The organism is Paenibacillus sp. DP01 (genome assembly GCF_044784315.1).
Lineage (GTDB): Bacteria > Bacillota > Bacilli > Paenibacillales > Paenibacillaceae > Paenibacillus > Paenibacillus polymyxa.
Genome location: NZ_CP173059.1, coordinates 1,666,090 through 1,679,391 on the forward strand (window position 1 = coordinate 1,666,090; position 13,302 = coordinate 1,679,391).

The 13,302-nt window shown below is 51.5% G+C and carries 16 protein-coding genes; all 16 read left to right on the forward strand.

Annotated elements, in window-relative coordinates; genetic code table 11:
• The first annotated feature begins 74 nt into the window (after positions 1 to 74).
• The 16 genes from ACH59B_RS07265 to nrdE all read left to right on the forward strand — a co-directional run bounded on the left by ACH59B_RS07265 (position 75) and on the right by nrdE (position 13,294).
• Positions 75 to 662: a hypothetical protein gene (locus ACH59B_RS07265; RefSeq protein WP_404303537.1), complete on the forward strand. Its 588-nt coding sequence runs from the start codon at positions 75 to 77 to the stop codon at positions 660 to 662.
• A gap of 225 nt (positions 663 to 887) precedes the next feature.
• Positions 888 to 1,046 (forward strand): hypothetical protein, encoded by a 159-nt coding sequence (locus ACH59B_RS07270; protein WP_404303538.1) that lies wholly within the window; start codon positions 888 to 890, stop codon positions 1,044 to 1,046.
• Positions 1,043 to 1,609 carry a hypothetical protein gene (locus tag ACH59B_RS07275; RefSeq protein ID WP_404303539.1) on the forward strand — a complete coding sequence of 189 codons (567 nt, stop codon included), beginning with the start codon at positions 1,043 to 1,045 and terminating at the stop codon, positions 1,607 to 1,609. Before ACH59B_RS07270 ends, ACH59B_RS07275 begins: the two co-directional genes overlap by 4 nt.
• A 155-nt stretch (positions 1,610 to 1,764) precedes the next feature.
• Complete coding sequence (locus ACH59B_RS07280; protein WP_404303540.1) at positions 1,765 to 2,562, forward strand: hypothetical protein; 798 nt, start codon at positions 1,765 to 1,767, stop codon at positions 2,560 to 2,562.
• 13 nt (positions 2,563 to 2,575) lie between these two features.
• Positions 2,576 to 3,040, forward strand: a complete 465-nt coding sequence (locus tag ACH59B_RS07285) for a hypothetical protein (protein WP_404303541.1) — start codon at positions 2,576 to 2,578, stop codon at positions 3,038 to 3,040.
• Between the two features lie 56 nt (positions 3,041 to 3,096).
• Positions 3,097 to 4,875, forward strand: coding sequence for a hypothetical protein (locus tag ACH59B_RS07290; protein WP_404303542.1), 1,779 nt, complete (start codon positions 3,097 to 3,099; stop codon positions 4,873 to 4,875).
• 15 nt (positions 4,876 to 4,890) lie between these two features.
• Positions 4,891 to 7,743 carry a DNA polymerase gene (locus ACH59B_RS07295; protein ID WP_404303543.1) on the forward strand — a complete coding sequence of 951 codons (2,853 nt, stop codon included), beginning with the start codon at positions 4,891 to 4,893 and terminating at the stop codon, positions 7,741 to 7,743.
• Between the two features lie 2 nt (positions 7,744 to 7,745).
• Complete coding sequence (locus tag ACH59B_RS07300; protein ID WP_404303544.1) at positions 7,746 to 7,970, forward strand: hypothetical protein; 225 nt, start codon at positions 7,746 to 7,748, stop codon at positions 7,968 to 7,970.
• A gap of 109 nt (positions 7,971 to 8,079) precedes the next feature.
• Positions 8,080 to 8,409 (forward strand): hypothetical protein, encoded by a 330-nt coding sequence (locus ACH59B_RS07305; RefSeq protein ID WP_338532613.1) that lies wholly within the window; start codon positions 8,080 to 8,082, stop codon positions 8,407 to 8,409.
• A gap of 75 nt (positions 8,410 to 8,484) precedes the next feature.
• Positions 8,485 to 9,432, forward strand: a complete 948-nt coding sequence (locus ACH59B_RS07310; protein ID WP_404303545.1) for a hypothetical protein — start codon at positions 8,485 to 8,487, stop codon at positions 9,430 to 9,432.
• On the forward strand, positions 9,433 to 9,942 hold the full coding sequence (locus ACH59B_RS07315; RefSeq protein WP_404303546.1) for a hypothetical protein: 510 nt from the start codon (positions 9,433 to 9,435) through the stop codon (positions 9,940 to 9,942). It begins immediately after the preceding gene.
• Positions 9,920 to 10,465: a crossover junction endodeoxyribonuclease RuvC gene (locus ACH59B_RS07320; RefSeq protein WP_404303547.1), complete on the forward strand. Its 546-nt coding sequence runs from the start codon at positions 9,920 to 9,922 to the stop codon at positions 10,463 to 10,465. The genes ACH59B_RS07315 and ACH59B_RS07320 overlap by 23 nt, the downstream gene beginning before the upstream one ends.
• Positions 10,462 to 10,692 carry a hypothetical protein gene (locus tag ACH59B_RS07325; RefSeq protein WP_404303548.1) on the forward strand — a complete coding sequence of 77 codons (231 nt, stop codon included), beginning with the start codon at positions 10,462 to 10,464 and terminating at the stop codon, positions 10,690 to 10,692. Before ACH59B_RS07320 ends, ACH59B_RS07325 begins: the two co-directional genes overlap by 4 nt.
• Positions 10,689 to 10,895: a hypothetical protein gene (locus tag ACH59B_RS07330; protein WP_404303549.1), complete on the forward strand. Its 207-nt coding sequence runs from the start codon at positions 10,689 to 10,691 to the stop codon at positions 10,893 to 10,895. The genes ACH59B_RS07325 and ACH59B_RS07330 overlap by 4 nt, the downstream gene beginning before the upstream one ends.
• Positions 10,858 to 11,214, forward strand: coding sequence for a class Ib ribonucleoside-diphosphate reductase assembly flavoprotein NrdI (nrdI, locus tag ACH59B_RS07335; RefSeq protein ID WP_404303550.1), 357 nt, complete (start codon positions 10,858 to 10,860; stop codon positions 11,212 to 11,214). The genes ACH59B_RS07330 and nrdI overlap by 38 nt, the downstream gene beginning before the upstream one ends.
• Positions 11,204 to 13,294, forward strand: a complete 2,091-nt coding sequence (gene nrdE / locus ACH59B_RS07340; protein WP_404303551.1) for a class 1b ribonucleoside-diphosphate reductase subunit alpha — start codon at positions 11,204 to 11,206, stop codon at positions 13,292 to 13,294. Before nrdI ends, nrdE begins: the two co-directional genes overlap by 11 nt.
• Positions 13,295 to 13,302: the final 8 nt, after the last annotated feature.

Below are 13,302 nucleotides of genomic sequence, written 5' to 3' on the forward strand. Positions count from 1 at the left end.
ATATTATCTAGGCAATGTCCCAATATTAAGTTTTCATGTCCTTATATAGTATGTAACCAACAAGGAGCTGATAAATGGTGAATAAAGAACAACTGAATACTTTAGCAATCAGAGCTAAGGCAGGAGACACCTCCTCGATGTGGGAAATTAAGTTTCATTTCCAAAACACAATTCACAGGATGTCCGAGGCCAACAGAAACAAGCTCACAAGTCAGAGCAGGTTCGAGGACGAGTGCTTCGAGATAATCGAGGACACGGTAAGACGATTCGATCCTGACAAGGGGGATTTACCCCAACTGATTGTAAACTTTATTAAACGAAGACTAGGAAGGTCCGTTAAACGACACCTAATAAAAACACGAGAGAATGTAGTTATCCCTTTGGTAGCAAATACCGATAGTGAGGGATACGCGGAGTACGATATAAAAGACGATTTGGCGATCGTCGACGGAAATATCATGCTTAACGAAAGAATCACCGGCTTGGCGGCCGGTGACCTAAGGAAATTGGCGATCTTGAAATCCTGGACAGAACCGGAATACTGTGAGTCCGACACCGCATTGCTTTTGGCGAAGCAACTTGGGGGAAAACCAGAATCACACCGGAAGGCAATCACAAGATTTAGATCGGAGTGTCAAAAAACGCTGGCATGCGCTAATTGACACGAAGCTATACTCGATTTGGCAGTCGAGTGCTTCTCGGGGGATCGGAGCTTCAGGCATGAGGCCCGACCTAACCCTAAATGCATTATAACACAATGGTCAACAAACTAAACAAAAGGTTGACTATGCGAGTATGTATTTTTACTGGAAATTCGCTTACCTCACAATGAGCATTTTACCAGTGATGATAACGCTTGTCAACGTTATTAACCGGAGGTGCTTACGATGACACGTAAAAAATCGCATAAAAAATATGCGTCTAACAACGAGTATACGATATCAGAGCGTTATGCTCACGTTTACTACGAAGGATCGACCGCTCCATACGAAGACCCTGCGGACTATGTTCGCCTACCCACGTTAAAGGGGGTTCGCATCGCATGAGTATCGCAATTGACCCGAAAGCCGGCACGCATTTTATCGGAAAAATATTCGTATCTCCGCACGCTTGCGACCGCGCCGTTGAGCATTTCGGAGTGGAACGCGCGAAGGCTCCGATGTACGTAATGGATTTGCTGCGTAAGTCTTCGCTGATATCCGAGCACGTTATCGACGAAGACGGCAAGCCTGGTCGCATGTTTGCGTATCGGCGTACGGTGTTTATCGTTCATCCCTCGGAATCTACTGTTTATACGCTATACCCGCAACATAAGGCAAACGAAGTCATCCGCAACCCGATTGAACGCTTAATTCAACGCGCAGTTAAAGCCGCTGAACGCAAGGAAAAACGCGAAGCGAAACGCATAAACGTCCGCAAAGCGGAACTAGCGGTCGAGCGTGCGGAAGCAGAATTGCGTTGCATCAAGTCCGAATCCAACCGTGTTATCGCAGAAATGAACGCCCGTGTAAACGAAATTGACGTGGAATTACGAAATCTTGAGCGTGAACTTTTCGAGATTAAACGCGAGAAAACGAACCTTATGAAGTCCGTTGTTGCTTACGTTTGAAAAATCGCTTCCTTTATATAAGCCGGAATTTCTTACGCCGGCTACGCGGTGTCAACGTGAGGCTATGCCGATGATGCCGTGTAGCGGACGTAAGAATAAAGCGTGTAACAACGCTAATCTGAAATCCGAAAACTAACCGAAGGGAACGTGATTGAATGTCCATTTTCACACGTAAAGGCGAAGCGGCTGCGGCGGCTACGAACAATGACGGAGGAGCGCAAGAGAGTCCGATTGTATCGTTCAAGTCCGGTACAACGTTCAAAGTCGGAGTCAAGTCCGTTAATGACGTAGCTGAGTATTACGGTTACAGCGTGTTCAAAAAGGTAAACACGTTTGTGCCGAAAAACGGAGCTGTCCGTAACGCTCGCGGATACATCGAATCCGGTGCGACGGTGTGGGATCAGGCGGCTGAACTCCTGTATGCCGATGCTAAGACTGCGAAGGATAGCGGCGCGGGAGAGGACGCAGTCAAGAAGATTACGGATGAAGCGTATCTGTATCGAGGCAAACAACGGTTCCTGCGTGCATTCTTCGATTTGACGACGGGCAAGGACATCGTAGTCGACTTGAGTCCGAAGCAGGAAAAAACGCTCAAAGCCGTTATCGAAAAGTACGCGAAGAAGCTCGGTACGATCTCGTTCGAATTATCGAAGACAGGCACGAGTACAAACGCAGTTGTCGCATTGTCTCCAATTATCGACGCAGACGAAGACCTGACGGACGAGGAACGTAAGAACTTCGAGAAGCTGGCGGATGCTCCGTTCGATATGGAATCGTTCGAAACGTGCCTGTACGTAGCTGACGAGGACGAACAGGTTAAGAATCTCGTAGTGGCAGGCTTCGATATCTCGCGCTTGGGCTTGTCTATCGGAGCAGCCGCACAAACTCCGCCGACCGAGCCACAACAAACGGAAGCGCCTGTCGACATCAGCGAAGAAGATCTGCCATTTTAACCTACGAAAGGAGGTGAGTAATATCGCACATCAAACGGAAATCACCGGCAAATACTCCGAGCTGGCGGCGCGTCTTGCGCTGTTAGCTAACGGATGGACCGTCCATACAGCGGAAACAGCGGAGGCTTACGACGTGTTAGCGACGGAGCCACTTACGGGTCGCCACGTTAAGATTCAGGTCAAAACGGTGCGCCGACGTTCGGATCGTGAGCGCGGGGACGGCGTGGCTGACCTCGTAGTCTACGCGAAGAAAGGCAACGGTACGACGTACGACTTATCCGAGGCTGACTATATCGTTGGCGTATGGGCGGTCGATGGCGAAACTCCACGCGTGTTCATGTTCGAGAACCGATGCCTGAGCGAATACTGGTGCAGCGAGGCGAAAGCGTCCGAACGTTGGATCGAACTGTCTATCGCGCTGAACCGAAACCTCGACGAACCCGAACCGGAAGTAGCAACGCTAGCACTCGTAGCTTAGTTTACGTAAGTCCAAATAAATCGCGGGCCAACGTGCCCCTAAAGGAGACCGAATAAATGGCGAAATTGAACGTATCTGTACCGGCTGTAGACGTAGAGGTAAACGGCGTTAAGTATCGTAAGGTTGACCGTGACGCGCAAGTTGGCGACATCATTCGGTATATGGACGACGAGTCCAGCTACGTAACGACGGGCGCGTTTTACGAAGTTACACGGATTGATGAATTCGGAGACCCGCAAATCGTAGACAATGACGGAGACGAGCACGACCTTTGCGGTGAGGGATTCGAAGTGTATGCGAAAGTATCAGAGACCGCAGAATATCGCGAGGTAAAACGTTGGGCCGAGCCGGGAGAACGCATCCGTATTGTGCGTAAGGACTCCCAGGAGGATCGTTACGAGAACGGAGCCGAGTTCGTAGTTGATTCCGCAGACGGAGACGGTGATGTACGCGTTACAGTTGAATCAGAGGACAGGGTATTGGTAGCGCTGTGTGAATATGCGGTGCTGGAGCCGGTATGTGCTAGGGAATCCGCAGCTAAGCGATTGACCGTTGGTGATTACGCTAAGATCACGGGCGAGAGTCGCGGCCATCAGTTTAAAATCGGCGAGATCGTAAAAATCGTAAAGGACGACGAGTCTGAGCACCTTCCGTATAAGGGCGAAACCGCGGACGGACGGGATAGAATTGCGTCCTGGTTCGGTCCGGGCGAATACGAACCCTCAACCGAAGCGGAGTTCCTTGCGCAAAAACGCTTGAAGGTCGGCGATCACGTGAAAGTCACTCGAGATAACGGTCGCACTCATCCCGGAGTGGTCTACGTCATCGCCGAGACCGACTCGACTTCAATTCCGTACCGACTCGCCAAGCTTAACGGAGAAATCGCAGGCTGGAAAGTAGCCTGTGACGTAGTTCGCGCCACCGACGAAGAGGTCGCAGATGCTAAACGTAAACTTGCGGCTGAAACGACTCCAGACCCGCGGAGCCAGTTCGCAAAAGGCGAAAAGGTACGTTTGATTAGCGGTGGCGGGAAATATCCGTTGAACGGTTATGCTAACGGGGAGATTTACGAAGTTGATACGCCACTTTACGAACCGCACGATCACGGGGCTGTCATTCAACTTGTAGGCGGTGATATCCCTTACGGCTACGCAAAACCGGAACAGCTCGCTAAACTCACGATCGAAGTCGGATCTACCGTTCGCCTTACGATTAAGGACGGCGAGAAACCGGCGTACGGATGGGGCGGCGTGAGTAACGGAGCTATCGGAAAGGTGACGTGTATTAACGGAAATTCCGCTCGCGTAGAATTTCCCGCACAATCGCGTTGGGATGCGTTGCTGTCCGAGTTGACCCTCGTTACTGACGGAGAGAAGACGCAGCCACAACCGGGGTCCGTACGTTTCAAAGTTGGCGAATATGCGCGTACTCTCGTTGCAAAAGAAGACATTCCGATGAGATCTATCGTGAAGGTCGTGCGAGACGACGAGGACAATCATCCGTTTAAATCAACGTTGCTTGACAGAAGTGCATACCACTATTACAAGCAGGACGAACTCGAACGTGTCGACGCGGAAACAGCGAAGTGGGCGACGATTGGACGGAAAGTAAACGAGTTTAAAGCGGGCGACCTTGCGGTGGTTGTGGATACGTTAGGTGGGAAGACACGCGTAGGTCAAATCGTAGAGGTCTTCGAAGGTGACGGTACGGATGCTCCCTCCGTTTATGTCGACGGCGGAACAACATATTTCGCGACGGTCAAACTCGTAACTCCGGTCGAACAACGCTTTGATCGGATGGAACTTACGGAGGTAGAAGCGAAAGCCGCAGCGTAAGGAGGTGCCGCAACTATGGCTGACGTTAAATTAACGCTTAATCTCCGCCAGCCAACCGCAGACCCTGACGTAGCCGAGCGTGTAGCCGACGCAGCCAAACGTAAGAAAGCCGCAGAGGAAACGCCAGCCGAAGCAGTCGAACGTATTAGCACAATGTCCTTGACGGAGCGCGAACGTAACGCGGTCGAGGCGGTAAAAGTAGTGTTGACGAGGGAAACAGGCAATCCTTCGTCCGCTATTACACTTCGCTCCGGCGGGGGCTCCATTACGAAGGCTGACGTAGTTGCAGCGGGCGAGCGTATCTTGGCGGATGCGCAACGTCAGGAAAGGGCGGAAAGGATTGCGGAGACGTTACGGACGAAGCCGGATAACTTCCACATCATTACGGATGACGCGGAGTTGCCCGGAATGATGGCACGGCTTCGAGAAGAGGTACGGCTACAGAAGGACGACGAGTGGTTCCGTAAGGTATTCGTTCTCTTTAACGATACGTTGATTAAACGAAAATTGGCCGAGCGTGGGATTACGATTCCTGACGCTCAGTCACTAACCGTATGGGATACGGAGACATCCGGACTAGACAAGATGATCGACCTAACCGGCGGCTACTCGTTATGGCTTCCGCTATTGAACGAAGGTTATTACGTAGCGTACGGACATTTAACGGGGGAGAAGCAATGTACGCGGTCAAAGGCTCTCGGGGCAATCGCGAAGTTTATGTCGTTGCCTTCGCAGATCAAATCGTTTCATAACGCGCCGTTTGACTTAGCGATGTTGCTTAATGACGGTCTGAAGCCGCAGGGGGTTCGATACGATTCCGCGGAGGCAATGCGGACACTTAACGACCATGAGCCAACATACGCGCTGAAGCCGTTGCTCACGAAATACAAATCGGCTATCGGAATTGCTATCGACGATTTCACATACGAAGACCTTTTCGGGAATGAGTCTCCGATGATCCATCCGGTCGAGGTAGTTGGCATCTACGCGATTAAGGACGTACTCAAAGGATGGGCGCTTACGCGTTGGCAGATAGATAACCTCGTCGTAACGGACCAGCTCGCCACAGCGTTTTTCGAAATCACACAATATCTGTCCGAGGTCAACGTCGCAATCGAACGTACTGGTTTCGTAATCGACCTAGACGGGCTCAAGGCGTTGGGTGACGAATTGCGGCCGAAATTGGCGCAGGCTCAAGAAGAGGTAACCGCAGCATATGGCGTAACCGATCCGGAGTTTTTACGCAAAATGGATCGGACGTTAAACGCATCGAAAATTACGGATTGGGTTGATAAACAACGTAGGAAAATCGCGCGTAACCAAGAGGCACAACGGAAGCAACGTGCGATTATCACTGAGTGTGAAGCGGCCGGTAAGACTACGTTAAAAAAGTATACGAACGCCGTCGCCAGGCTTGCGGAACTTAAAGCGGAAGATTTGCCGCCAGCAGAGCCGGAATACGCGCCGCCATTTGTTACGGAATTTTCTTTTACCAACGACAATCACCTGCGCTATTTAATTTACGATTATCTCGGTATCGAAGACCGTACGAAGCAGATCGTAAAGGATAAATCGAAGACACGCGCTGTATCTAAAGACGTTCTCGATCGGTACTTTGAGGAGGAAGAAGCGCTCAAACCGCTGGCTAATGTGTCTGCTTACGAGAAGCTATTGAACACGTATATCGACAAGATACCGGAAGCACTAGACGTTGATGGGCGCTTGCATACGCAGCTTGATACCGTTTCTACCGGACGCTATTCCTCAAAAGGATACAGCGGGAAGCCTAACGAGTTGCAGACCGAACCGATCACGGACGAGAACTATCTGGACATGATGCGGATGCGTGTGGAATGTGCGGAGAAGTCCGTCGCAAAAGGAACCAACATCCAAAACATACCGGCGCGAACAAAAGAGGGCGAGCGTGTCCGTACGATGTTCATTCCTCCGCCTGGTCACACGTTCCTCGGTAGCGACTTATCGAGTATTGAGCCGAGACTTCAAGCGCATATCATGGCGGTTGAGCATGGCGATGAGATATTCGCGGAAATGTATCGCAAAGGACTCGATCCGTATGTAGAGTTTGCATCTATCATGTTCGAGGTTGACCGTGAGCTTTGTTTCGAAAAGGCGTACAAGGACGGGCTCACACCGATTCCGTACCGTAAGCTGACGAAAGACATGTTTCTTGCGAAAGGGTACGGACAGGCGGAGGATCAGTTCGTAAAAACAGCGATCAAACGCGGTATTACGGAGGAATCCGGTAAGCGTGCATATGCGAAGTTCGATGAGATACTGCCCGGCTTCAGTACGATGGTTAACGCGGCATTTGAACACCTACGTGAACATGGCTGGACGGCTACGTTGTGGGGGCAGAAACGCCGCTTTCCGGAGTATCGGAAGAACTGGCGCCGTCTATGCGAGATTATGCGACTCGCAGGCATCCGCGATAAGAACGATCCGGAGCTCGGTAAGAAGTCGTATAAGTTATCGCCTAATCTGCGGTCGGAGTTCTGGCAACTTATTCGCCTGACTGGACGCGACGAGAGAGCTGCGTTTAACCATCGGATTCAGGGTAGTGGTGCCGCCGTTTTGAAACTGTGCATGATCCGCAGTTACTACGAGTTAACGCTTGGTCGCGGATGGGAATTTACGTTGACGCTGCATGACGAGCAGAAGCACGCTGTACCGAACGAGGATGTTACGGAGGATGCGGTTGCACTGTATACGGATATCATGACGAATACTGTTACGTTCGCATGTCCGCTTGAGTGTGACACGGTGATTGAACCCCGTTGGATGATTGAGGTACGGGCGGGCGATTGGGACTTCGGGAATTGCCAACCAAAAACGAAGGAGGCTGCGTGATTATGGGAAACGTAATTGAGAAGCTGCGCGAATTGATCGGAAACGAGTACGAGGGTGAGGCGTGGGACGAGACGCATGAGGAAGTTGATGCGATCCTCGACCGCTACAAGCCGGTAGGGTATACGAGTGAGAGAGTCGATTCTTCGTTTGAAGACGGTGGTCGATGGACTAACTATCAAACGGACGTATACCGCATTACGCAAGATGACGGAAAGGTCGTGGCGTGAACTTCCCGCAACTGAAATGCAGGATGGCGGAGATTTTTCCGTCAACATCGAGGAAGTCATTCCGCAGGAAGTAACGGTAATCCGATACGTATCGGGGAGGGCTGCGTAGGTGGCTAACGGAAAGATCAACGTCTACGCATGTCCAACGTGCGGCAACGAGTATGAACGCGGATATTGCTACGATTGCCGTTGCCGCTGTCGCAAGGCTACGAGAGACAAACGCCAAGTCTTCGGTGACTTCACGATTGTTGACTGGTTCAGTTCGCGGTCAAGCGCGGGACTTATTGTCGAGGATACGCAATCCGGCCAGCGTTATCCGCTTTATATGTCCGATGTATTTGATTTTATAAACGGGTCTCAATTGACGAGCCGTACGCTAGAGGAAACGAAGAAGGGCTCCGCTTACGGCTGGAAGGTAATAACGAAGGAGGCGGTTTAACTGTCGCAACAACTCGCAAATAAGATCGCGCAAGACCTTACGCTCCACCTTAACGCTTGGCACAAGAGCCCCGAAGTGTACGACGATGCTCTCGACGCACAAATTCATCGGTGGTATGCGGATTTCCTAACGGACAAGTCTCGTAAGATATGGCCGCCGCGAGATATTCCGTATTTCTCTCCATCGTCGGCGAATGCGGATGCACGTGGTCTCTACGAAAAGATGCGTGGGGCTAAGAAAGAGAAGACGGGCCAGCCTGCGCACCAGGGACGATGGACGCGCATCGGGACGGCTATCGGAGACACAATCCAACGCGATATTCTTTTCGCTGCGAAACACGGCAACATGCGTTTTGCTTTCGAACTTAACGACCGGGGCGAGCCGATGTTTGAGGACTTCGCAAAGGTTAGCCGCGTGATTGGACACGGAGGGAAGACGTTCGCACTCTACGGAACATGCGACGGTATTATGCTCTACGTTTCCGAGGATGGCGAAGTGCTACGCGTCGGTCTCGAAATCAAATCGAAACAGACAACGTATTCGATGACGTCAGGTTTCTCTGCGCGAAAAGGTCCGAAAGAGGACCACGTTAAACAGTGCGTCTGTTACTCGGTGATGTACGGCGTTGACTACTACGTGATCCTCTACGTCAACGGTTCGAAGAAGTCGTGGAATATGACGGAAGATGAGTTCGCGAAGAACCCGGATATCTTGGCGTTCGGCTTATACATTACGGACGAGATGCGTAACGACGTACTCGACCATTTTGCGGGCATTGTTCACGCAGCCGAGACGGGCGACGCGCCAGCTCTCGACCTCGACAAGTGGACGTTTAACGACTTCAAGCGTACGATCGCGTTGTCTCTCACCGAGGCGGAAATTGCGAAGTTGGAGCGTAAGGTAGTCGCGCTGAACCATTCGTCATTGCCGGATTGGAAGAAGCGCGGACCGAGCGAGGCGTTGGCAGATATCATACGGATTAGAGCGGAAATGACGGAGAGTCATACGAAGGAGGCTGCGTAAATGAAATACGGGCGAAGAATCAGTAACGGAGTTATGTACGTAGGTGTGGTGTTCTCGGTATTGCTCGGTGGATTGTTCGCTTTAGCGTTAATCTTCGGGGAAGACTCGGATTGGTGGATGCGTATCTTCTTCGCGTTGCTCGCGATTTGGGCTTTCGTAGCGGGCTTTGTAGACGGAAGCGTTGAAGATAAACCGAAGGATGGCGGAGTATTCAAAGCCTCGCGTCAAGAGAAAGAGGAAGCGCGTAAACGCCTAGAAGAGCGCAGACAGGTCGAAGCCACGAATGAAACACGCGAGTACCTGGTTATCTCTGCGTTACTGATAGCGTACGACCAACATGGTGGAGACTTACGCGGACTGTTACCCGAGTCAGATGCGGACACGTTGTACGATATCGGAGCGCGGCTTGAGAAGACGTACACCGCGGAGAAGCAGCTAGAGATGTTGGCGGAACTCATCCGCGAGAAATCAGCGGAGGTGTTGCGAATTGGCGAAGACGACGCGGCCTAAGCCGTTACGTGTGCTCGGGCTCGACTTATCGCTAAGCCCCGGGATTGCTGCGATTGAGGTACGAAATAGGCAACCGTACCTCGTCGCTTGTTCCTCCGTTGCTACATCTACGGACGACCCGGATGCCGTGCGTAATTATATCGTTGAGTCGTTCGTAGCGCAATTTGTACGCGAATATCGGCCGTTTGACCACGTTGTCCGCGAGGATTTTACCGCCGGCCGAAACAAACGCGCTACACAAACGATATTCAGCTCGTGGGCTGCGGCGGATCGTGCGCTTTATTCTTACGGATACCAGGCGGCTGACTTAAAGCCTGCGCTGGCTCCGACGTCGGTTAAGCGGTTAGTTACGGGTAACGGAAAGGCAGAAAAGGCGGAAGTGGCGGCGGCTGTACGAAGATTGCTACGGTTAGGAGAGGATTACGCGTTCCGGGCTGGTTACGATGATAGCGACGCGTGCGCGGTGGCACTGGCTTATTTGATACGTGAGGGCTTAATAGATACGGAGGAGGTTGCGGCATGAGTAGCGTACTAACTGGAGAAAAATTACACGCGTTTATTATCTGCGGCGCATTGACCTTAGCGTTCCAAGAGTTTGGAGGCGATCCGTCGGAAGTCCTTACCGAAGCTGAAGTCGCAAAGTTCGAGGAACTAACGGACACACCTGAGTTAAACGCAATGACGGACGAGGAAATTGTACGAGTTATACGCCCGTTGATCCGCAAATATGCGGATGTGGCGCTGTCATGACTCGGGATGAAGAGGACGTTTACGTACGCTATGCACTTAGCCTACACCAGCAGATCGGCAGGCTTACCAACGCGCTTGCGTACAAGCGAATGGATGTCGCAGAGTATGAGAAAGCACTGTCGGAGGCACGGGCAGCGCTGGCAGTAGTAGAACGGAGGTTGACCGATGCTAATAGCGTACGCATCCAGGACGGGCAACGTTAAACTATTCGTTGATCGCCTGCCGTATCGTAACGTGAAAATTACGGAGGGCTTACGGCTGTCTGAGCCGTTTGTCCTCGTCACTTACACGGACAAAATCGGAGAGGTTCCCGAGAAGACACGCCAGTTCTTAGCGGGTAACAACGGACTTATACGAGGTGTGGCTGCGTCCGGTAACCGGAATTTTGGTCCGTATTACGGAGCCGCAGCGGATATTATATCGAAGCAATACGACGTACCTATCGTGTGCAAATTCGAGCTCGCGGGTACGCCGTCAGACACAGCGAAATTCATCGAAGGAGTTGACGCGCTTGACGTATAGACACGTGGAATTGAACAACGAGGTTACCGTGATGAAGGATGGATTTTACCAACTCGAAAAGGATCGCGAAGCTGTAGCGGAATATCTTCGAGAGGTAGCGGATAAGTCCATGCGTTTTGATTCCGCGATTGAGCGTGTCCGATATATGGTTGCGGAGGGCTATTACTACCCGGAAGTTCTCACGCAGTATACGTCGGAGCAGATTACCGAAATTCACCGCCAAGTGGACGCGGCCGGGCTTACGTACGCATCATATATGGCAGCTACGAAATTTTACCGTGACTACGCGCTTAAGTCTCGCGATAAACAGACATACCTCGAAACGTATCCGCAACGCCTGGCGATTGTTGCGTTGTACTTGGCGCAGGGCGATTACGAAAAGGCGCGTGAGCTCCTGTGGGGTTACATTAACGGAGTTCAACCGGCAACGCCTACGTTCCTTAACGCGGGTAAGGCACGCCGCGGCGAAATGGTATCGTGCTTTCTTACGGAAGTTGACGACAGCCTAAACGCGATCGGATTTGCGCACAATCTTTCGATGCAACTCTCGAAGATCGGCGGAGGCGTTGCGCTAAATCTCTCGAAGCTACGAGGACGGGGTGAAACGATTAAGGAAGAGGAAGGCGTCGCAAAGGGCGTAGTGCCGGTCGCCAAGCAGCTCGAAATGGCGTTCTCTTACGCGGACCAAATGGGCCAACGTAAAGGCTCCGGTGCCGTGTACTATAACATTTTCGGATGGGACGTGCTGGAGCTACTAGACGCGAAAAAGATTAACGCGGACGAGCGGTCACGGCTCAAAACACTATCTATCGGTCTTATCGTTCCGAGCAAATTCATCGAGCTTGCGGAGAAAAACGAACCGTATTACGTATTCGCGCCGCATACCGTTTTCAAAGCGTATGGTACACATTTAGACGATATGAACATCGCAGAAATGTACGACGAACTTGTCGCAAATCCGGCCGTCAAAAAACGCGAGCTTAATGCACGCGATATGCTTACGAAGATTGCGACAACGCAGCTTGAGTCGGGTTATCCGTATCTCATGTTTAAGGATAACGCGAACCAGGCGCATCCGTTACGCGAGCTCGGTCAGATTAAGATGTCGAACCTGTGTACGGAGATTTTTCAGCTACAAGAGACGTCGGTCATTAATGACTACGGACAGCCTGACGAAATCGGCCTCGATATTTCGTGTAATCTCGCGTCACTCAACGTCGTGACCGCAATGGCTTCCGGAGACCTGCGTCGTGTCGTGCATTCCGCGATGGACTCGCTGACATCTGTATCCGATATGACTTCGATCGCTAACGCACCGGGCATCGTTAAGGCGAATGAACGTATGCATAGCGTCGGGCTTGGCGCGATGAACCTACACGGATTCCTCGTTAAGAATCGCATATCGTACCAATCGGAGGTCGGACGTGACTTTGCGGATGCTTTCTTCGCTGCGGTTAACTTCTATTCGCTAGAACGTTCGATGCAGATCGCAAAGGAACGCGGTGAGACGTTCTACGGATTCGAACGCTCTGACTATGCAAATGGTTCGTACTTTACGCAATATCTCGAAGAAGACTTCCGTCCGAAGTTCGAAAAGGTTGCGGGGTTGTTCGTAAGCGCGGGTATTGAGTTGCCGAGTCCTGACGATTGGGAACGCCTTGCTGCTGACGTAAAACAGTACGGATTATGGCACGCGTACAGATTGGCGATCGCACCAACGCAGTCCATCTCATACGTCCAGAACGCGACATCCAGCGTATTGCCGATAAGTGACGTCATGGAAACACGTACGTACGCAAATTCGACTACGTATTATCCGGCTCCGTTCTTGACACGGGAGAATATGATTTCTTACACGTCGGCGTTTAACACGGATCAGTATCGGATTATCGACATGGTTGCGACGATTCAACGACACGTAGACCAGGGCATTTCTACGATACTTTACGTGGACTCCAAAACGCCAACTAACGAGCTTGTCCGTTACTATCTGTACGCACACAAACGTGGCCTTAAATCGCTGTACTATACGCGTAATAAGCTGCTGTCCGTTGCCGAATGTACGGCTTGCGCGGTCTAAAACGAGAG